15 protein-coding genes are annotated in these 20,224 nt (G+C 57.5%); 4 read left to right on the top strand and 11 right to left on the bottom strand.

Features of this window, described 5'->3' with window-relative positions; all coding sequences use genetic code 11:
* Positions 1–75 precede the first annotated feature (75 nt).
* The gene (efp, locus tag E4T21_RS04860) at positions 76–642 is read right to left on the bottom strand and encodes an elongation factor P (protein ID WP_149283961.1); all 567 of its coding nucleotides are present in this window, start codon (positions 640–642) and stop codon (positions 76–78) included.
* A 123-nt stretch (positions 643–765) separates the two neighbouring features.
* Here efp and epmB point away from each other — a divergent pair, with 123 nt between their 5' ends.
* Entirely contained in the window at positions 766–1,788 is a 1,023-nt protein-coding gene (gene epmB, locus E4T21_RS04855; RefSeq protein WP_240349367.1) for an EF-P beta-lysylation protein EpmB, read from the top strand.
* 272 nt (positions 1,789–2,060) lie between these two features.
* On the opposite strand, the gene leuA is transcribed toward epmB, so the two are convergent.
* On the bottom strand, positions 2,061–3,767 hold the full coding sequence (gene leuA / locus E4T21_RS04850; protein WP_149283959.1) for a 2-isopropylmalate synthase: 1,707 nt from the start codon (positions 3,765–3,767) through the stop codon (positions 2,061–2,063).
* A gap of 534 nt (positions 3,768–4,301) precedes the next feature.
* On the opposite strand from leuA, the gene E4T21_RS04845 reads away from it, so the two are divergent.
* Positions 4,302–5,600: a glycerophosphodiester phosphodiesterase family protein gene (locus E4T21_RS04845; RefSeq protein WP_149283958.1), complete on the top strand. Its 1,299-nt coding sequence runs from the start codon at positions 4,302–4,304 to the stop codon at positions 5,598–5,600.
* 259 nt (positions 5,601–5,859) lie between these two features.
* Here E4T21_RS04845 and E4T21_RS04840 read toward each other — a convergent pair whose 3' ends face one another.
* The 6 genes from E4T21_RS04840 to pgi form a co-directional block, all read right to left on the bottom strand.
* Positions 5,860–6,687: an ion transporter gene (locus E4T21_RS04840; protein ID WP_149283957.1), complete on the bottom strand. Its 828-nt coding sequence runs from the start codon at positions 6,685–6,687 to the stop codon at positions 5,860–5,862.
* A 4-nt stretch (positions 6,688–6,691) separates the two neighbouring features.
* A complete protein-coding gene (serB, locus tag E4T21_RS04835) occupies positions 6,692–7,897 on the bottom strand; it encodes a phosphoserine phosphatase SerB (RefSeq protein WP_149283956.1) in 1,206 nt (401 codons plus the stop codon).
* A gap of 1 nt (position 7,898) precedes the next feature.
* Positions 7,899–10,157: a DNA topoisomerase IV subunit A gene (parC, locus tag E4T21_RS04830; protein WP_149283955.1), complete on the bottom strand. Its 2,259-nt coding sequence runs from the start codon at positions 10,155–10,157 to the stop codon at positions 7,899–7,901.
* A 6-nt stretch (positions 10,158–10,163) separates the two neighbouring features.
* Positions 10,164–12,044: a DNA topoisomerase IV subunit B gene (parE, locus tag E4T21_RS04825; protein WP_149283954.1), complete on the bottom strand. Its 1,881-nt coding sequence runs from the start codon at positions 12,042–12,044 to the stop codon at positions 10,164–10,166.
* A gap of 26 nt (positions 12,045–12,070) precedes the next feature.
* Positions 12,071–12,703 (bottom strand): YqiA/YcfP family alpha/beta fold hydrolase, encoded by a 633-nt coding sequence (locus E4T21_RS04820; RefSeq protein ID WP_149283953.1) that lies wholly within the window; start codon positions 12,701–12,703, stop codon positions 12,071–12,073.
* 132 nt (positions 12,704–12,835) lie between these two features.
* Positions 12,836–14,515: a glucose-6-phosphate isomerase gene (pgi, locus tag E4T21_RS04815; protein WP_149287043.1), complete on the bottom strand. Its 1,680-nt coding sequence runs from the start codon at positions 14,513–14,515 to the stop codon at positions 12,836–12,838.
* A 137-nt stretch (positions 14,516–14,652) separates the two neighbouring features.
* Here pgi and cmoA point away from each other — a divergent pair, with 137 nt between their 5' ends.
* Entirely contained in the window at positions 14,653–15,396 is a 744-nt protein-coding gene (cmoA, locus tag E4T21_RS04810; RefSeq protein WP_149283952.1) for a carboxy-S-adenosyl-L-methionine synthase CmoA, read from the top strand.
* Entirely contained in the window at positions 15,397–16,404 is a 1,008-nt protein-coding gene (cmoB, locus tag E4T21_RS04805; RefSeq protein WP_149283951.1) for a tRNA 5-methoxyuridine(34)/uridine 5-oxyacetic acid(34) synthase CmoB, read from the top strand.
* 350 nt (positions 16,405–16,754) lie between these two features.
* Here the strand turns inward: cmoB and E4T21_RS04800 are convergent, their stop codons facing one another.
* The 3 genes from E4T21_RS04800 to cysD all read right to left on the bottom strand — a co-directional run bounded on the left by E4T21_RS04800 (position 16,755) and on the right by cysD (position 20,149).
* Positions 16,755–17,000 (bottom strand): Rho-binding antiterminator, encoded by a 246-nt coding sequence (locus E4T21_RS04800; protein WP_149283950.1) that lies wholly within the window; start codon positions 16,998–17,000, stop codon positions 16,755–16,757.
* Between the two features lie 591 nt (positions 17,001–17,591).
* Complete coding sequence (gene cysN, locus E4T21_RS04795) at positions 17,592–19,016, bottom strand: sulfate adenylyltransferase subunit CysN (RefSeq protein WP_149283949.1); 1,425 nt, start codon at positions 19,014–19,016, stop codon at positions 17,592–17,594.
* Between the two features lie 170 nt (positions 19,017–19,186).
* Positions 19,187–20,149, bottom strand: a complete 963-nt coding sequence (cysD, locus tag E4T21_RS04790) for a sulfate adenylyltransferase subunit CysD (RefSeq protein ID WP_149283948.1) — start codon at positions 20,147–20,149, stop codon at positions 19,187–19,189.
* Positions 20,150–20,224 lie beyond the last annotated feature (75 nt).

Here is a 20,224-nt window from a genome sequence, read left to right as displayed (position 1 = left end):
CTGGCCAACGATGACACAGGACGTTCATCGGCAACTCAACGGCGGATACTGCTGCTGGCCAAGCCGGCCCGCTCCTCAAGCGCGAGAAACGTACTCGCCGGAACGCGTATCGATGCGCAGCACTTCGCCGCGGTTGATGAACAGCGGCACACGGACTACTGCACCAGAGGACAACGTTGCCGGCTTGGATCCACCCTGAGCGGTATCACCCTTGAGGCCGGGGTCCGTCTCGACCACTTCCAGCTCGATGAAGTTAGGCGGAGTCACAGAGATGGCGTTGTCATTCCACAGGATAACGTTGTACACCACCTGCTCTTTCAGCCACTTCTCGGCATCGCCCAAGGCCTTCTTGTCCACGGCATACTGCTCGAAGGAACCATCAGTCTTCATGAAATGCCACATCTCACCGTCGGTGTAGAGGTATTCCATGTCCTGGTCGAGAACATCAGCACCTTCCAGGGACTCACCGGACTTGAAAGTCCGTTCCCAGACGCGCCCAGTCATCAGGTTACGCAGCTTGACACGGTTGAAGGCTTGCCCTTTTCCAGGCTTGACGTACTCGTTCTCGACGATGGAGCAAGGGTCGCCATCCAGCATGACTTTCAGACCGCCCTTGAATTCATTGGTAGAATAGTTCGCCATGACTTCTCATTCCTCTTGGTGCCTGGCCCCGCACTCAATGCAGGGCAGCACACGACTGACATTTCGCGAGGGTGCATCCCTCGCTCGCATTTATGGGTGGCACGCATGATAACCCGAAGCCCCATGCTTTTACATTGCTCGCAGCCCCCGGGTGACAGGGACTTGCCCGAGACAGGGGCATGGCAGCGTCAACTTGCAGGTGCCATTCGTGACCCCAGGGCTCTGTGCCAACGTCTTGGGCTTGACCCATCACTACTGCCTGGTGCCGAAAGCGGACACGCCCTGTTCGAGGTTCGCGTGCCGGAAGCCTTTGCCAGACGCATGCACCCCGGCGACCCTGCCGACCCCTTGCTGCGCCAGGTATTACCACTGGAAGCAGAAAGCGACATCTCCCCCGGATATGTTACCGACCCCCTGGATGAAGCCGAACATACTGCCCGTCGAGGACTGATACACAAATACGCCAGCCGAGTACTGTTGATCGCCAGCCCGACCTGCGCTATCAACTGTCGCTACTGCTTTCGTCGCCATTTTCCTTACCACGACAACGCACCATCCCGGGCACAATGGGACGAGTCGCTGGATTATCTACGTGCCGACCCACAACTGCGTGAAGCCATCCTGTCCGGAGGCGATCCACTGGCCGCCAGTGATCGTCAACTGGCCTGGCTGGTCGAGCGACTTGACGCCATTCCCCACCTCAAGCGGCTGCGCCTGCATAGCCGTCTCCCCGTCGTGATCCCTGATCGTGTCGATGGCGCCCTGCTTGATTGGCTGGCCAGTACGCGCCTGCAGAAGGTCATGGTATTGCACATCAACCATGCCAACGAGATCGACGATGCCGTGATCGCCGCCTGCAACCGCCTGCGCCACATTGGCGTCACCTTGCTCAACCAGAGCGTCATCCTGCGCGGGGTCAATGATGATGTGGATTCCCTGGAACAGTTGTCCGAGCGCCTGTTCGAGGCCGGCATCCTGCCCTACTACCTGCACGCCTTCGACCCGGTGGTCGGTGCTGCCCACTTCGATGTGGATGACGCAAGAGCCCAGCAGCTCGTTGCAGAACTGCGCACACGGCTTCCCGGCTTCCTGATGCCGGCCCTGGTCCGAGAAGTCCCTGGCGGGGCAAGCAAGACACCGCTTTGACAAGCGGTAAGCGGTAAGCGGTAAGCGGTAAGCGGTAAGCGGTAAGCGGTAAGCGGTAAGCGGTAAGCGGTAAGCGGTAAGCGGTAAGCGGTAAGCGGTAAGCGGTAAGCGGTAAGCCAGCAGTATTGCGCCAGGGCCGAGCCCATGCAACAACACAAGAAAGCCCCTGACGTTTCACTGTGCAGGGGCTTTCACTTATCACTCCAAGCTCATGGCTTACAGCTTGAAGCTTGAAGCTTATGGCTTATTCACTTACCGCTTACAGCTCTTGTTCAGACGACGGTTTCTGCCGTCACGTTGGCGGCAACTTCAGCCGTGGAAAGCTGGCGGTTGATGGCACTCAGCACTCCCTTGATGGAAGCGCTGGTGATGCTTTCGTCGCTACCCACACCGAACACGGCTTCACCATTGATGCGCACCTCCACATAGGCGATGGCTTCAGCATCAGAGCCCTGGCCACGTGCGTGCTCGTGATAGTCGATGATCTCGACGTTATGACCTTCACCCGCCAGTGCCTTGATGAATGCCGCCAGCGGGCCGTTGCCCTGCCCGGTGATGGTCTGGCGCTCACCATTCTTGCTGATGCAGGCCTCCATGGTGACGACAGGGCTATCTGGCTCGGAGAACAGGCGATGGCTGACCAGCTCGAGCGGCGTCTTCTGCTCCAGATATTCATCAACAAAAGCCTGATAGATCATCTTGGAAGTGATTTCCTTGCCAATCCGATCAGCCACTTCCTGCACCACCGTGCTGAACTCCATGGACAGACGACGCGGCAGCTCGATGCCATGTTCCTGCTCGAGCAGGTATGAGACACCGCCCTTGCCGGACTGGCTGTTGACCCGGATCACTGCCTCATAGCTGCGTCCCACATCGAGCGGGTCGATCGGCAGGTAAGGCACTTCCCAGACGCCATCCGGATCATCCTTGCGCATCGCCATGCCTTTCTTGATCGCGTCCTGGTGAGAGCCAGAGAAGGCAGTGAACACCAGGTCCCCGACATAAGGATGGCGAGGATGAACCGGCAACTGGTTGCAATACTCGACCTCGCGCATGATCGGGGTGATGTTGGAGAAGTCCAGTCCCGGATGTACACCCTGGGTATAGAGATTCATGGCCAGCGTGACAATATCGACATTACCGGTGCGCTCGCCATTGCCGAACAAGGTGCCCTCGACTCGATCGGCGCCAGCCATCACGGTCAGCTCAGCAGCAGCAACGCCCGTGCCACGATCATTGTGCGGATGCACGCTGACGATGAGGTGGTCGCGATGCGCCACGTTGCGACAGAACCATTCCACCTGATCGGCATAATTGTTGGGCGTAGCGCATTCCACCGTTGCCGGCAGGTTGACGATCATCTTCTTGTCCGCCGTGGCACCGTAGGTCTCGCTCACGGCATTGACAATCTCTACCGCAAAATCCATCTCGGTGTTGGTAAACAGCTCTGGAGAATACTGGAAGGTCCAGTGGGTTTCCGGAGCCGCATCCATCAACTCGCGAATCTGGCGTGTGGCGGTGACAGCAATATCGATGCACTCGCTGCGATTGACATTGAAGACCACCCGGCGGAACACCGGGGCCGTGGCATTGTACACGTGCACGATCGCGTTCTTGGCTCCCTTGAGCGACTCGAATGTGCGCTCGATGAGGTGCGGACGCGCCTGTGTCAGGACCTGGATGGTGACATCATCAGGAACCTTGCCATTTTCGATCAGGTCGCGCACGAAGTCGAAATCGGTCTGGGAAGCGGACGGAAAGCCGACTTCAATCTCCTTGAAACCGATCTTGACCAGCATGTCGAAGAAACGTTGCTTGCGTTCCAGATCCATCGGATCGATCAGCGCCTGGTTGCCATCGCGCAGGTCGACACTGCACCACATCGGGGGTGTCTCGATACGGCGATTGGGCCACTGGCGATCAGGGATATCGACAGCGACAAAGGGGCGATATTTCTTCGAGGGATCGTTGAGCATCATGGCGGCATTCTCCAGGTCGTGTGCAGCGAATCAGATGAAAAACCTTGAAACACAAGGTCTAGAAACGGAAACGCCCCACCTGCAAATGGCAGGTGGGGCGCTGTGAAATTCAGTAGCAGCAGTAGTGACGTCGACGGGCATTGCTGCGTTTGGCGTTACTGCGCTCGCGACGATATGGCGAGCAGCGACACAATGTCGGCGGCTGGCACCGATAACTTGAACACAACGAACGTTCATGGCGTGGCGAGCAGTGGTGGAAGACATGTAAACAACCTCGATTAAACCTGACAAATGGCGACGCAAGAGGCATCGCCCAGCACACATTTCAGTGGTGGGCTAGTAGTCGTAGGTCTAGATCGAAGTTGCGATATGTCATGTCCATACCCCATAGAAAATCAGGACTGAAGGTTCTTGTCAACTATGCTGATGGTTTGATGTCGCATCTTCGCACTGCCATCACCTTGTCACAGGTGTCCAGTTAGACTGATGCGCGCCATTTTGCACCCACTTTCTGTGCTGTTAAGGAATGACAAGATGAAGCTGCCCAAGACTGCTGCCTTGCTCCCCGTGCTGGTCGTGAGCCTTGCTGGTCCGGCCCATGCCTCTGCCGAGAATGAAGTTGTCGATGATATCGATCAGTTGCCGGTTACGCTGGGGCCACGCCCCTTCTTTCTCGTCGATGACATGGATGAGGACAGTGCTCAATCCGCCGAACTCAAGACTCAATTGCAACAATGCGCTTCCAGCATGGACAGCTATGAACGCAGTGACTTCTCCATCGGTCACCGCGGCGCTCCCTTGATGTTCCCGGAACACACCCGGGAATCCTACATGGCCGCCGCACGCATGGGGGCCGGAGTCCTGGAGTGTGACGTGGCTTTCACCAAGGACAAGGAACTGGTCTGTCGTCATTCCCAGAGCGACCTGCACTCCACGACCAATATCCTGGAAACACCGCTGGCCGAAAAGTGCAGTGTGCCGCCAACATTCGATGACGCCGGCAATCTCAGTAATGCCGCCGATATCATGTGCTCCACCAGCGATATCACCCTGGCCGAGTTCAAGACACTCGAAGGGCGCATGGATGGCGTCAACACCGAGGCCAAGACCCTGGATGACTACCTGGCCGGGAATCCAACCTGGCGCACGGAACTTTACGCGGCCAACTCCGGAACCTTGATGACGCATGCCGAAAGCATCGAGCTGTTCAAGAGCCTCGGCGTGAAGATGACCCCTGAACTCAAGACGCCGACTGTCGATATGCCTTTCGATGGCATGACCCAGCAGGACTACGCACAAAAGATGATTGACGAGTATGTCGCCGCCGACGTCGACCCGTCAGATGTCTTCCCCCAGTCTTTCCTGCTCGATGATGTTCGCTACTGGGTCGACAACACCGACTTCGGTGACCAGGCGGTATTCCTGGATGATCGCGACACACAACCCGACTTCAACATCGCCAACCCGGACACCTGGTCGCCCTCGATGGAGGAACTGGCTGACATGGGGGTCAAGATCCTGGCACCTCCGCTGTGGATGCTGCTGGCTGCCAACGATGATCCCGACAAGCCCATTGTGCCATCCACCTATGCTGAACAAGCCAAAGCCGCAGGCCTCGACATCATTGCCTGGTCCTTCGAGCGCTCCGCCCCCCTGACTGAGGACGGTGACTGGTATTTTCAGACCATCGACTCGGTCGTCGACAATGAAGGCGATAAAATGGTGGCGCTGGATGTCATGGCCCGAGACATCGGCATTCGCGCCATGTTCTCTGACTGGCCAGCCAGTGTGACCTTCTATGCCAACTGCATGGCAGATGAACTCGAGCTGTAGACCGCTCCATCACCATCTCCCCCACCACACTTGCCACCGGCAGCTCGCCGCTCGCAAAAAAAGCCGGGAGGAATCCCTCCCGGCCATGCGCCTTCCTTGGTGCTTAGCGCCCTTAACGCCTTGCATGTCCATGCTAGCGCCAAGCAACAGCCACGTACCTATCCCATCGGCGGTAGTACCGTAGTTCTCAATTGAGTAGGCGGAAGATCACTCATGTCACGCGGATGACAGGCTGATGAGGTAAATCAGCGACATTCCATCAACTACGCTCCTTCAACAACGATTCCATCCGGTTGAGCTGGTCGCGCAGCTCACGCACATCGCTTCGCAGTCCATGAAGCTCCGCGGCTTCCCCTTCGCCATTCTCCAGCTCAATAGCTACGCTCTCCTTCTGCATGACGTCCAGAACGATACCGATCATCATGTTCAGAAAGACAAAAGCGTTGAGGAAGATAAAGGTCAGGAAGTAGATCCATGCGTATGGGTAATGCTCCATGGCCGGATAGAGCACTGCCGTGGCCCAGCTCTCGAAAGTTGCGACCTGGAACAGCGTCAGCATGGCCAGAGAGATATTGCCCCACAGTTTGGGGTCCACGTCCACGAACAGAAAGCTGCCGACTGCACCGTAGATGTAGAAGATGATGAACATCAACAGAAGCACGTAGCCCATGCGGGGAATCGACTTGAACAACGCCACCATCAGGATGCGTAGTTCAGGAATCATCGATACCAGACGCAAGACCCGGAAGATACGCAGCAAACGCGCCAGCAATACCATTTCCGAGTCGTTCAAGGGCACCAGGCTGGCGACGACGATCAGGAAATCGAAGACATTCCAGCCCTTCTTGAAGAAGTCGAGCACGCGCCTCTCTGCTGCCATGCGAATCAGCAACTCGACCAGGAAAAACGCGGTGACGCCCATATCCAGCACCACGAGAGCCTGCTGGAAACGGGAGGTTTCTTCGTAGGTCTTGGCCCCAATCAACAGCGCCGACAGGATGATGATGGCGATGACAACCAGCTCAAACAGCTTGTTGGCACGCAGTTGCTCGAAGCGTCCACGCCAGTTGCTCGCAGTTACAGCCATGCTGCTATGCCTCCAGGTCGGCTTGACGGTAGCCGATCAGGTAAAGCACCGCATCCAGACCCAATGTCGAGATACTATGACGTGCCTGCTGGCGCACCAGAGGCTTGGCACGGAAAGCGATGCCAAGGCCTGCGGCAGCGAGCATCTTCAGGTCGTTGGCACCATCTCCCACCGCGATGGTCTGCTCCATGCGAATGCCTTGACGCTCGGCAATCTCGTGAAGCAATTGTGCCTTGCGGTCAGCATCGACGATCGGTTCACGCACCTCTCCCGTCACCTTGCCATTTTCGATGACCAGTTCATTGGCATGGATCTCATCGAAGCCCAGGCGCGCCTGCAGGTATTCGGCAAAATAGGTGAAGCCACCGGACAGGATGGCCGTACGATAGCCCAGACGCTTGAGCTGCTTCATCAGCGTCTCGACACCATCCATCAGCGGTAGCTCTGCCGCGATGTCGGCCAACACGGATTCATCAAGCCCCTTGAGCTTGGACATTCGCTCACGGAAGCTCTGCTTGAAATCCAGTTCTCCCCGCATGGCCCGCTCGGTGACTTCAGCCACTTCATCGTAGACGCCATGACGACGCGCCAGCTCATCGATGACTTCCGCCTTGATCAAGGTCGAATCCATATCGAAGCACACCAATCGACGATGAGTGCGCCAGATGGAATCTTCCTGCAGAGCGATATCCACCCCATGGGCAGCCCCCAATGCCAAGGCTTTCTCGTGCAGCGCCTCGACATCGACCTCCTCTCCACGCAGCCAGCATTCGACGCAGCTGCCATGCTCGGGAGCTTCACCATCCAGGGGCTCACGCCCGGACAGGCGATGAATCAGCTCAACGGTCAGGCCATGCTCAGCGGTCAAGGCACCGACTTCCGCCAGAATGCCGGCCGGCAATTTCGGCGCCAGCAATGTCATGATCAGTCGAGGCTGGCTGGCATCCACGCTCCAGCGATGATATTCCTCGGCACTGATCTGAATAGCCTGTACATCCAGGCCAAGCTCATCGCCCACTTCAGACAATGCCTGCTCCAGCTCCGCTTCATGGTCCAGGGCGACCAGTGCCTCAAGCGACAGGATACCGAAGGTCACGCTCTGGTTGATATCCAGCAGCCGAGCTCCGCTTCTGGCCAGTGCACAGCCCAGGCCAGCCAATTGTCCCGGCCGTGCCTGACCAGTGGCACGCATCAAGATTCGTCTTGTCATGTCATCCTTCCTGGCGCTCCAGGCGATCCACTTTCTGTAAGCCACGTGGCAACTTGCTGCCGCGTCTGCCGCGGTCACCACGGTAATAGTCGAGTTCTTCGCCTTTCAGTGTCAGCTTGCGCTTGCCGGAATGCACCACCAGGGAATCTCCTGGCGCCAACACCACCAGGTCACGCACGAATTCCTCGCGACGCGCTGCCCGCGCCCCGGGAATGTCGATCATCTTGTTGCCCTTGCCCTTGGCCATCTCCGGCAACTGCTCCAGCGGGAACAGCAACAGACGCCCTTCATTGGATACCGCCGCCACGCTCAAGCCTTCTTCACCACCCGGCACTTCCACCGGTGCCAGCACATTGCAGCCATTAGGTAGTGACAGGATCGATTTACCTGATCGGTTCTTGCCAGTCAGCTCGACCAGCTTGGCCACGAAACCATAACCGCCATCCGAAGCCAACAGATAGCGAGTGTCCGGCGGTGCCAGCATCACCCCGGCCATGTGCGCACCGGCAACCACATTGACCTTTCCGGTAACGGGCTCGCCCTGACCACGGGCACTTGGCAATTGGTGAGCAGGCAAGGTATAGGCTCGGCCAGTGTCATCCAGTAAGACCAGAGGTTGGTTGGTCTTGCCTCGCGCCGCCAGGTGAAACTTGTCTCCCGCCTTGTAGGACAACCCTTCCGGATCGATGTCGTGGCCCTTGGCCGCACGTATCCAGCCCTTTTCCGAAAGCACGACAGTCACCGGATCTGCACCGACCAGCTCGACTTCGGAAAGCGCCTTGGCCTCTTCACGCTCGACGATCGGCGAGCGACGCGCATCGCCATACTCTTCACCCGCCTTGCGTAGCTCTTCCTCGATCAGATCGGTCATGGCTCCGGCATCACCCAGCAGCTTCTCGAGGTACTTTCGCTCTTCCTCAAGCTCATCCTGCTCGGTGCGAATCTTCATTTCCTCGAGCTTGGCCAAGTGACGCAAGCGCAACTCGAGGATGGCCTCGGCCTGGCGATCGGACAGGCCAAAAGCGTCCATCAGGGCGCTCTTGGGCTCGTCTTCCTCGCGAATGATGCGGATGACCTCATCGATATTGAGGTATGCGATCAGCAAGCCTGCAAGGATATGCAGCCGGTCCATCACCTTGCCCAGGCGATGCTCCAGGCGCCGACGTACCGTGGTACGACGGAAATCGAGCCATTCGCCCAGCAACTCGGGCAACGGCATCACTCGCGGGCGACCATCGAGCCCGATGACGTTGAGGTTGACCCGTATGTTCTTTTCCAGGTCGGTCGTGGCGAACAGGTGCGCCATCAATGCTTCGATATCGATCCGGTTGGAGCGCGGCTCGATGATCAGTCGGGTCGGATCCTCGTGGGTCGACTCATCACGCAGATCCGCTACCATAGGCAGCTTCTTGGCCTGCATCTGGGCGGCGATCTGCTCCAGCACCTTGGCACCACTGACTTGATACGGCAGCGCCGTGATCACCACATTGCCATCTTCCAGCATGTAGCGAGCACGCAGCTTGACACTGCCTCGACCTGCTTCATAGATCTTGCGCAGATCGGCCCGGGGCGTAATGATTTCGGCCTCGGTGGGAAAGTCCGGTGCTGGCAGGTGCTTCATCAAGTCCGCAGTGGTCGCGCCCGGGTTGCGCAATACCTGGCAGGTGGCCTCGACCACTTCATGCACATTATGCGGCGGAATATCCGTGGTCATGCCCACGGCAATCCCCATGCCACCATTGAGCAGCACATGGGGCAAGCGCGCCGGCAGCACCACCGGTTCATTCATGGTGCCATCGAAATTCGGCGTCCAGTCCACCGTCCCCTGCCCAAGTTCCGACAACAGGACTTCAGAGAAGCGCGATAGGCGCGCTTCGGTATAGCGCATGGCAGCAAAGGACTTGGGATCGTCCGGGCTTCCCCAGTTGCCCTGGCCATCCACCAGCGGATAGCGATAGCTGAATGACTGGGCCATGAGTACCATGGCCTCGTAGCAAGCACTGTCACCGTGGGGGTGGAATTTACCCAATACGTCGCCGACGGTGCGAGCGGACTTCTTGTACTTGGCATTGGCCGTCAATGACAGCTCGCGCATGGCATAGACGATGCGCCGTTGCACGGGCTTCATGCCATCGCCGATATGGGGTAGCGCCCGGTCGAGAATGACGTACATCGAATAATCGAGGTAGGCCTTCTCCGTGTATTCGCGCAGGGACAGACGTTCGACGTCGCCCTCCGCCACCTGAATATCCATGGTCATAAGACGTTACACCTCGATGTCCGCCAGATTGCCGTAATCCTCCAACCAGCTCTTGCGGTCGGCAGCGCGTTTCTTGGCCAGCAGCATGTCCATCATTTCCATGGTGCCGTCGCCTTCTTCCCGGGTAAGCTGGACCAGACGCCGGGTTTCGACGGCCATGGTGGTCTCGCGCAATTGCAACGGGCTCATCTCGCCGAGGCCTTTGAAACGCTGCACATTGGGTGTTCCCCGCTTGCTTTCCAGGCGCTTGAGGATGGCTGCCTTCTCGCTCTCGTCCAGGGCGTAATGCACTTCCTTGCCCAGATCGATGCGGTACAGCGGTGGCATGGCCACGAAGACGTGACCAGCATCCACCAGCGCCGAAAAGTGGCGCACGAACAAGGCGCACAGCAGGGTGGCGATGTGCAGGCCATCAGAATCCGCATCAGCCAGAATGCAGATCTTGTGATAGCGCAGCTTGGACAGGTCATCGCTGTTGGGATCCATGCCGATGGCCACTGCGATGTCGTGCACTTCCTGGGAGCCATAGATATCGTGGGAATCCACTTCCCAGGTATTGAGAATCTTGCCGCGCAAGGGAAGAATCGCCTGGGTCTCGCGGTTACGAGCCTGCTTGGCACTGCCGCCAGCCGAATCCCCTTCTACCAGAAACAGTTCACTGCGGGCTGGGTCCTGACCACTGCAGTCAGCCAGCTTGCCAGGCAGCGCTGGGCCTGAGGTGATCTTCTTGCGAGCGACCTTCTTGGCAGTCTTCTGGCGCCGCTGAGCAGCGCTGATCACCAGCTCCGCCAGCGCCTCGGCCTGATCTACATGGTGGTTGAGCCACAACGAGAAGGCATCCTTTACCACTCCGGAAACGAAGCCTGACACGGTGCGTGATGACAGTCTCTCCTTGGTCTGACCAGCAAACTGAGGGTCGAGCATCTTCACCGAGAGTACATAGGCGACCCGTTCCCACAGATCCTCAGCGGTCAGTTTTACACCCCGAGGCAACAGGCTGCGGTATTCACAGAATTCACGCAGTGCTTCCAGCAGCCCTGAACGCAAGCCATTGACATGAGTGCCTCCCTGCGCCGTAGGGATCAGGTTCACGTAGCTTTCCATCAGCGAGTCACCGCCTTCGGGCAACCACTGTATGGCCCAGTCCGCTGCCTGTTCCTCATCGGAAAAATGACCCACGAAAGGCGACGCCGGCAACACCTCATAGCCGTTCGTGCTCTGGGCCAGATAGTCGCGCAAGCCATCTTCGAACTGCCAGGTGGTCGCTGTCCCGTCGGCCTCGATCAGCTCGACCTTGAGACCAGGACAGAGTACCGCCTTGGCGCGCAGCAGGTGCTTGAGCCTCGAGACAGACAATTTGGGGCTGTCGAAGTAGCTCTGCTCTGGCCAGAAGCGCACCAGGGTTCCCTTGGCGCGCTTGGCTGCCGTGCCTATCGCCGCCAGAGGAGACACCGTTTCGCCATGCTCGAAGGCCATGGCATAACGCTGGCCATCGCGCTGCACTTCGACCTCCAGTCTCCTGGACAGCGCATTGACCACAGAAACCCCGACGCCATGCAGACCACCGGAAAAACGGTAACTGGAAGAGGAGAATTTTCCACCGGAATGCAGGCGGGTCATGATCAATTCGATACCCGAAACACCATGTTCCGGGTGAATGTCGATGGGCATCCCGCGGCCGTTGTCTTCCACTTCGATGCCGCCATCGTCGAGCAGCTTGACGCGTATGGTGTCGGCGAAATCACCCAGGGCCTCGTCGACACTGTTATCAATGACTTCCTGAGCCAGATGGTTTGGGCGGGAGGTATCCGTGTACATGCCGGGACGCTTGCGCACGGGCTCGAGCCCGGAAAGCACTTCAATAGAGCTGGCACTGTATTGGGTCATGTATGGAGATCCATCATTATTGAGCGTCATTCCTTCATCACAGGTGCGATGCTACCAGGCACCAGTGTATATCCTGCGTGAGCAAAGGCTGCCGGCAAATAGTCCGCCAGCCTGTCAAAGCCATGCTCTCCCCCTGGATGCAGCACCATTCTGGCACCACGATAGAAGTTGAAGGCATCAGCGCTATCCAGGGTTTCATCCTGCGTTACCAACAACAGCAGGTAATGTTGTGGATCCACCCGCTCCGGCGTCATCGCCACTATCTGGTCGTAGTGGCTCTGCTCGACACTGAAGCGCTCACCGGTATAGGCATTGATGAAACCCTGGCCGAGCATTGTCTTGACCAGGCGAGCCGGTCGCACCGCCGGATTGACCAGCACAGCTGGCAGCCCATGCCGCTCTGCCAGTACCGTGGACAAGAAACCTCCCATGGAGCTACCCATCAATACCGGCCGAGGTCCGAGGCTATCCAGCAGGCTCTCTGCCAGGTCCAGGGCCTCTTCAGCGTGATGAGGCAAATCTGGCACGAGACAGGCCAGACCCAGCGACTGACATGCCTGTTGCACCAGACGTGCCTTGGGCGATGCACCGGCACTGTTGAAACCGTGCAGATAAAGGAGGCCACTTGCCGGGGGAGGCGCACTCGATGCACTCAGCATACCCAAAACCCTGTATATTTGACCAGCATTCTTGAGCGACTCATATCAAGACGCCTTGATTCCATGACACCTCACGTCTCATGACACCTGCTTCTTGGCAGCTACGTTTTCTTGGCACCTGCTTCATGGCACCTACGTTCGACTGCTATTCCAGGTCGCCTCGATCAAACCACGCGTCGAAGCGTCCATCTGCTTCAGTTCGGCGTCACAGCCGTCACGTCGTTCTATGATGTCACACGTCTCATTGGCAATCTTCTTGCCCAGTTCAACACCCCACTGGTCAAAGGGGTTGATGCCCCAGATGGTCGCCTGAACAAAGACCTTATGTTCGTACAAGGCGATCAAGGCACCAAGACTCTCCGGCGTCAGGCGTTCCAGCAATACAGTGCTCGAGGGTTGATTGCCACGGTAACGCTTGTGCTCAGGTCGCGGACCATCATCCGCGATGGCATCATCACCCAGCATCAGTACACGCGACTGCGCGAAGCAGTTTGCCAACGTCAGACGATGCTGGCCCATCAAGCGCTCACGGGTAGCGGGATCTTCAACATCGTCATAGCGCACCAGAGGCGCAATGAAATCACACTCCACCGCCTGGGTCCCCTGATGCAGCAATTGGTAGAAGGCATGCTGGGCATTCGGTCCCAACTGTCCCCACAACACGGGGCAGGTCGAATAGGTGACACTTTCGCCTTCATTGGTCACCGACTTGCCGTTGGACTCCATCTCCAGCTGTTCCAGGTAGGCGGCGAAATATTCCAGGCGTCCGTCGTAAGGCAGGATCGAATGTGCGCGGATATCGAGAAAATTGTTGTTCCAGATCCCCGCAAGCGCCATCAGTACCGGCAGGTTGTCGGCCAGGGGTGCTGTCTGGAAATGGCGATCCATCGCATGCGCACCCGCCAGAAACTGGAGGAAGCCTTCCATGCCGATGACCAGGGCAATAGGCAGGCCAATGCCTCCCCAGAGAGAGTAGCGCCCCCCCACCCAGTCCCAGAACTCCAACTGATGATTCTCGGCAATGCCCCACTCGGACATTTTCTCGGGACTTGCTGATACACCAATGAAGTGCTGACGCATGACCAGGTCCGCATCGATGCCCTCCCGGCCATGCCCTGCCAAGCGAGCCATCAGCCAGTCACGGGCAGTCGTGGCATTGGATAGAGTATCGATGGTGGTGAAGGACTTGGACGACAGCACGAACAGCGTCGTCTCCGGGTCGAAATGCGTCAGGTATGCCGCTAGTTGGGAGCCATCCATGGTCGAGGCAAAGTGTACATTCACCTCGTGCACATCCTTGACCCGGTAGTCAGACAGCGCATGGGTCACCATCAACGGCCCAAGGTCCGAGCCCCCGACGCCCAGGTTGACCACGTCCTTGATCGGCTGGCCAGTGACACCACGCCACTGCCCGGAGTGAAAACGATCGACCATGGAGGCCATGTGGTCCAGGGTGCGGTGGACCCCAGGCACGACATCCTGGCCCTCGACCACAAGACTGGCATCTGCCGGCAGGCGCAGCGCCGTATGCAGTGCGGGACGATTTTCGCTGATGTTGACCTTGTCACCAGAGAGCAAGCGCGAGATCGCCTCGGGCACTTGCGCCTCCTCGGCCAGCTGCAGCAGTAGATCCAGGGTTTCTGCCTGCCAACGCTGCTTGGAAAGATCCACGCGCAGTCCGCCACCTTCACGACTGAAGGTGCCAAAGCGATCCTCATCTTCACGGAACATGTCTTTCAGGTGACGCTTGGCAATGTCATCAGCATGCTGTTGCAATGCCTGCCAGGCATTCGTCCGATCAATCTGTACCATCATCCTCTCCTTGGCAACCTGCGCCTTGGCAACCTTGGGCTTTGACAACCTTGGGCCTTGGCAACCGTGCAGCTTTGAGCCTTGACGCGTAGAATACGTGTTTTCCTGCTATCCAGAGCCCAAGACATCGTCCGCCTATGAGTGACGCATCTTACCGTGACGCCATATTTTCCACACCTCTGGACAAGGTGGCGCGCTTTTCGTTCGACGAGACAGTCGTCGCCTGCTTCCCCGACATGATTCGTCGGTCGGTGCCAGGCTATGGCCAGATTCTCGGCATGCTGGGACTGATCGCCCAGCGTCATCTGCGCCACGGCGCCCATGTCTACGACCTGGGCTGTTCGCTTGGCGCAGTAGGTCTGGCCCTGGCCGGGCAGCTCCCCAAGGATGCCTTCAGCCTGACGGGAATTGACCTGTCTCCGGCCATGGTCGAGCGTGCCCGCGAAACCCTTGCCACAGAATGCCCAGACCATGATATCGAGGTGGTGGAAGGCGATATCCGTACTTTCGATTATCGGCCTGCCGGCATGATCGTGCTCAACTTCACCTTGCAGTTCCTCTCTCCCGAGGACCGCGATGATGTGCTGCACAAACTCTACAACGCCCTGGAACCAGGCGGCATTCTAGTGCTGTCGGAGAAGATCAAGGCCGGGGATGAACAGGACAATGCCTGGCTGGTCGAGCGATATCACGACTTCAAGCGCGCCAATGGCTACAGCGATCTGGAAATCAGCCAGAAGCGTAACGCACTGGAGAACGTCCTGGTCCCGGATACCCTGGAAGCCCATCACGAGCGCCTGGCCCGAGTCGGTTTCACGCGTTCCCTGACCTGGTTCCAGTACCTGAACTTCTCTTCCATGATTGCCTTCAAGGAAAAGTGAGTGAGCCTTCCTGAGCATCAGCGCGCCCTGTATCGGGCGTTTCTCGAACAGTCCTTTCACCATCAGGCCATGGCGGACTGGCTCGCCCGGCTACCCGAGCAGTTGGCTCGGGGGCTGGACCGCAAGCGCTACGGCGACCTGCCCGCCTGGGAAAAAGCCGTCGGCAAGCTGCCGCCTTTGCCCGAACAACGTACCGTCAGGCTCGATGACGACCATGTCGGCGTCGACGTGGAACTGGATGACAGCCGCCTGCGTCAGTGCGAAAGCCTGCTACGGGCATTGATGCCCTGGCGCAAGGGTCCCTATCGGTTGGCCGGCATCACCATTGACACTGAATGGCGCTCCGATTGGAAATGGCAAAGGGTCGCCCCTCACTTGTCTCCCTTGACCGGTCGGCGGGTGCTGGACGTAGGTGGGGGCAATGGATACCACGCCTGGCGCATGGCTGGGCAAGGGGCTGGCTTCGTCCTGGTGATCGATCCTTCTCCGCGCTTCTACTGGCAGTTCCAGGCGGTACGCCACTTTGTGGGTAACGCTGATGAGGGACGTGTGCACTTCCTGCCTGTCGGTATCGAAGATGTGCCACCAAATCTGGGCTTTTTCGATACGTTATTCTCTATGGGAGTGCTCTACCATCGGCCTTCTCCATTGGAACACCTGGCCCAGTTGCATGCAGCCCTGCGCCCCGGTGGCGAAGTGGTTCTGGAAACCCTGGTGGTGGAAGGCGACGAGACAACCGTGCTGCTGCCCGGTGATCGCTATGCCGCCATGCCGAATGTCTACTTCCTGCCCTCATCCCGAGCGCTCAAGACATGGCTGGAAAAAACGGGATTCAAGGATGTGCGTATCGTCGACGAAGCCGTTACCAGCGTCGAGGAACAGCGCGCTACCGACTGGATGACCTTCCAGTCCCTGCCCGACTTCCTTGATCCGAATGACCCCAGCCGGACTCGCGAAGGCCATCCCGCCCCCCGGCGGGCGGTGTTGATAGCGACGAAAGAACACTGACAACACCGAAGGGGGTAACGGCGAAGGCATGTTGCCCCCTGCCGGAAAACAAAGCCTCTATATCTGAAAAAGCCCTTATACCTGAAAAAGCCTCTATACCTGGCCCTCCCTATACCTGCACCTCCCTGTACCTGAAAAATCCCGGCACCTGAAAAAGCTCCTATATCTAAAAAGCTCCTATATCTAAAAAGCTCCTATATCTAAAAGATTCCCTGCATCTAAAAAGCCCCTGCTATCTAAAACAACACGTTCTAGATAGCAGGGGCTTTTTCTATTCTAGCCTTCCCTTATTCGCTCACTCGCGACACTCAAATCGTTCGCTTTATTTTTTATCACTCATTCAACATAAATCATGCAAAATCAAGCACCATGAAATGAGGGTTATCAACTAGCACTTCCATACGAGCAATCTCATCAAGCACAACCAACTTCTTGCCATTGTGTGTTTTCAGAGATAGGCACTCTTCATGCTGGTCGTTGAAGTCTGTGTCTACCGCGCTGCCTTCGCGACTGCTGCCATTACGCAGTGAAAGTTTTACTGGAAAATGATAAAGGCAAGCGAGCTCGATATTATCGTAGAGGTGGCAAGCGATCATGCCGACTACCCTCCTGGTATCCCTACCAATAAATTTTTAGATTTCAATGACATCTTTCATCATTATTTTAGGTATATTGCCTGAAGCGGGCATCTTGCCCGAAGCAGGTTCATGGCGCTAGATAGTAGCCTTACCCATGCCCACTTTGAGTTAATCAATGTAACATACCGAATATAAATACCCCCACTTCCATGGTGTCGACTTTAGTATTTGTCTGCGACACATTCTTCATGGCACCCTATTTTTGGGATGCCAGAATAATGCCTGTATATGACAGCAAAACGACAACAGATGAACCTTTCTCGGCTTCGGGTCATAACCAGAACCCGCTGTTCAACATTTCAGGGCCACAAACGGTTGAGGAGCACCAGCGGTCGAGGGTTACAAGCAACCAAAAGCCACAAGCGACGCTGTGTGGACAGCAGCGCTCTGGCCATCTCTGAAGAAGCAACATGTGCAGCCACTCAGCACATGCATCGCCAGGTTGTGTGCGAAAAACGGGGGAGCGTCTGTGCTTTTCGTGAAGGAAGCCAACACGAAACCGTCCCACGGGCCCATGCCCATGGGACGGTCAGTCATGGAAGATGAAGATCAACGCTTCAACAGGTCGCTCAAGTCCTTGGCTTCCCAATGCGGAAAGTACTTGCGCACCAGAGCATTCAGTTCGAGCTCAAAACCCGCCCAATCGACTTCCCGGGCAGTAGACTCGGCCTTGGCAGCACCACGAATCATGCCGGCACCGACAGTGACATTGGTCAGGCGGTCGATGACGATGAAGCTACCGGTGCCAGGAATACGTGCGTATTCATCGATGGGCACTTCAGCCGTCAGCCCGACCCGGCAACGCGCGATGGCATTGAGCTCGAGTCGTGCAGCATCATGGCGCTCAAGGGTATTGACGTCCACCTGGTAGTGAATGGCTTCCACACGCCCTGCTACGCCACGGCCTGCCATGCGAATATCGTACTGGCGCCCCAGCTCCAGCGGAGTCTCGTGCATCCATACGATATCGGCCTCGAAGGCATCGGCCAGCGTGACATCAGCACCTGACCCCACCAGCCAGTCGCCACGCGAGATGTCGATTTCATCTTCCAGCGTGACCGTGATGGCCTGCCCCGGATAGGCTTCTTCCAGATCGCCATCGAAGGTGACAATGCGCTCGACCTTGCTGACCTTGTTGGAAGGCAGCACCTTGACCGCCTGTCCCGGACGCAGGATACCGGCTTCCAAGGTGCCGGCATAACCGCGGAAATCCAGGTTCGGGCGATTGACATACTGCACCGGCAGACGCAAGTCACTGAGATTCTGGTCACGGCTGACTTCCACGCTCTCCAGCAATTCCAGCAGTGTCGGCCCCTGATACCAGCCCAGGTTTTCGCCACGATTGACGACGTTGTCGCCCTTGAGTGCGGACAACGGGACAAAGCGAATATCCTTGGCCGCCAACTGACCGGAGAAGTCACGGTACTCCTCGACGATCTCATTGAAGCGTGCCTCGGAATACTCCACCAGGTCCATCTTGTTGATCGCAATGACCAGATGCTGAATCCCCAGCAGATCGGCAATGAAGCTATGCCGACGCGTCTGGGTCTGCACGCCATGGCGGGCATCGATCAGAATGACCGCCAGGCCGGCTGTGGAAGCCCCCGTGGCCATGTTACGAGTGTACTGCTCATGCCCAGGCGTGTCGGCAATGATGAACTTGCGCTTGTCGGTGGAGAAGAAGCGGTAAGCCACATCGATAGTGATGCCCTGCTCGCGCTCGGACTGCAGGCCATCCACCAGCAGCGCCAGGTCGACTTCCTCCCCCGTCGTGCCCTGGGTCTTGGATGCCTGGGTAATGGCAGCAAGCTGGTCATCGAAGATCATCTTGGAATCGTGCAACAGGCGACCGATCAAGGTCGACTTGCCGTCATCCACACTGCCGCAGGTAATGAAACGCAGCAGGTCCTTGTTTTCGTGCTCGTGCAAATATTGCTCGATGTTATCGGCAATCAATTCAGATTGGTGAGACACGGCCCTGGTACTCCGTCCTGTGATGGGATAGTGGAAAAGGCGGCGAGCTACGAGTCTCGAGCTTCGAGCCGCCCTTTCCAGATCCGCTGTCTATGGTTATGTTCAACGGCGGTCGAGTGGTCCACAAGCCTCTGTGAAGGCGCCCGTGGCTCGCAGCTCGTAGCCCGTGACTAGAAGTACCCTTCGCGCTTCTTCTTCTCCATGGAGCCGGCCTGATCATGATCGATGGCACGGCCACTGCGCTCACTGGTGCGAGTCAGCAGCATTTCCTGGATGATTTCTGGCAATGTCTGAGCCTTGGACTCCACTGCACCCGTCAGCGGGTAGCACCCCAGGGTACGGAAGCGCACCCACGTCTCTTCGGGCTTTTCTCCGTCTTCCAGCGGCATGCGCTCATCATCGACCATGATCAGCATGCCATCGCGTTCCACTACCGGGCGCGGTGCAGAGAAGTACAGCGGGACAATGGGAATTTCTTCGAGATAGATGTATTGCCAGATATCCAGCTCAGTCCAGTTGGAGAGCGGGAAAGCACGGATCGACTCACCCTTGTTTACGCGGGCATTGTAGAGATTCCACAGTTCCGGACGCTGGTTCTTGGGATCCCAGCGATGGTACTTGTCGCGGAAGGAGAATACGCGCTCCTTGGCGCGGCTGGCTTCCTCATCGCGGCGTGCACCACCGAAGGCCGCATCAAAGCCGTACTTGTCCAGCGCTTGCTTGAGCGCTTGGGTCTTCATCACGTCGGTATAACCACTGGAGCCGTGGTCGAAGGGGTTGATACCGGCAGTCCGCCCTTCTTCATTGGTATGTACCAGAAGCTCCATGCCTGCTTCCTTGGCCATACGGTCACGGAACGCAATCATTTCCTTGAACTTCCAGGTGGTATCCACATGCAGCAGCGGGAACGGCGGTGTACCCGGATAGAAGGCCTTGCGGGCCAGGTGCAGCATGACAGAAGAGTCCTTGCCGATGGAGTACATCATCACCGGGTTGGAAAATTCCGCGGCCACTTCACGAATGATGTGAATGGACTCGGCCTCAAGCTGCTTGAGATGTGTGAGACGCTGCGGAGTGATTGGCGAGCCGGGCTGAGCGGCTCCAGCCTTGGAAGGAGCCTGAAGGCTAGTCATGGTCTGGAGACCTCGCATGACGTGGAGAAATATCCTGCGAGGATACCGTCATCAAGATAATAACGTAAAAGAATT

It is taken from the genome of Halomonas binhaiensis (assembly GCF_008329985.2).
GTDB classification, from domain to species: Bacteria; Pseudomonadota; Gammaproteobacteria; order Pseudomonadales; family Halomonadaceae; genus Halomonas; species Halomonas binhaiensis.
Note: the sequence above shows the minus strand (reverse complement) of the source record. Positions and strands in the feature narration are given on the sequence as shown.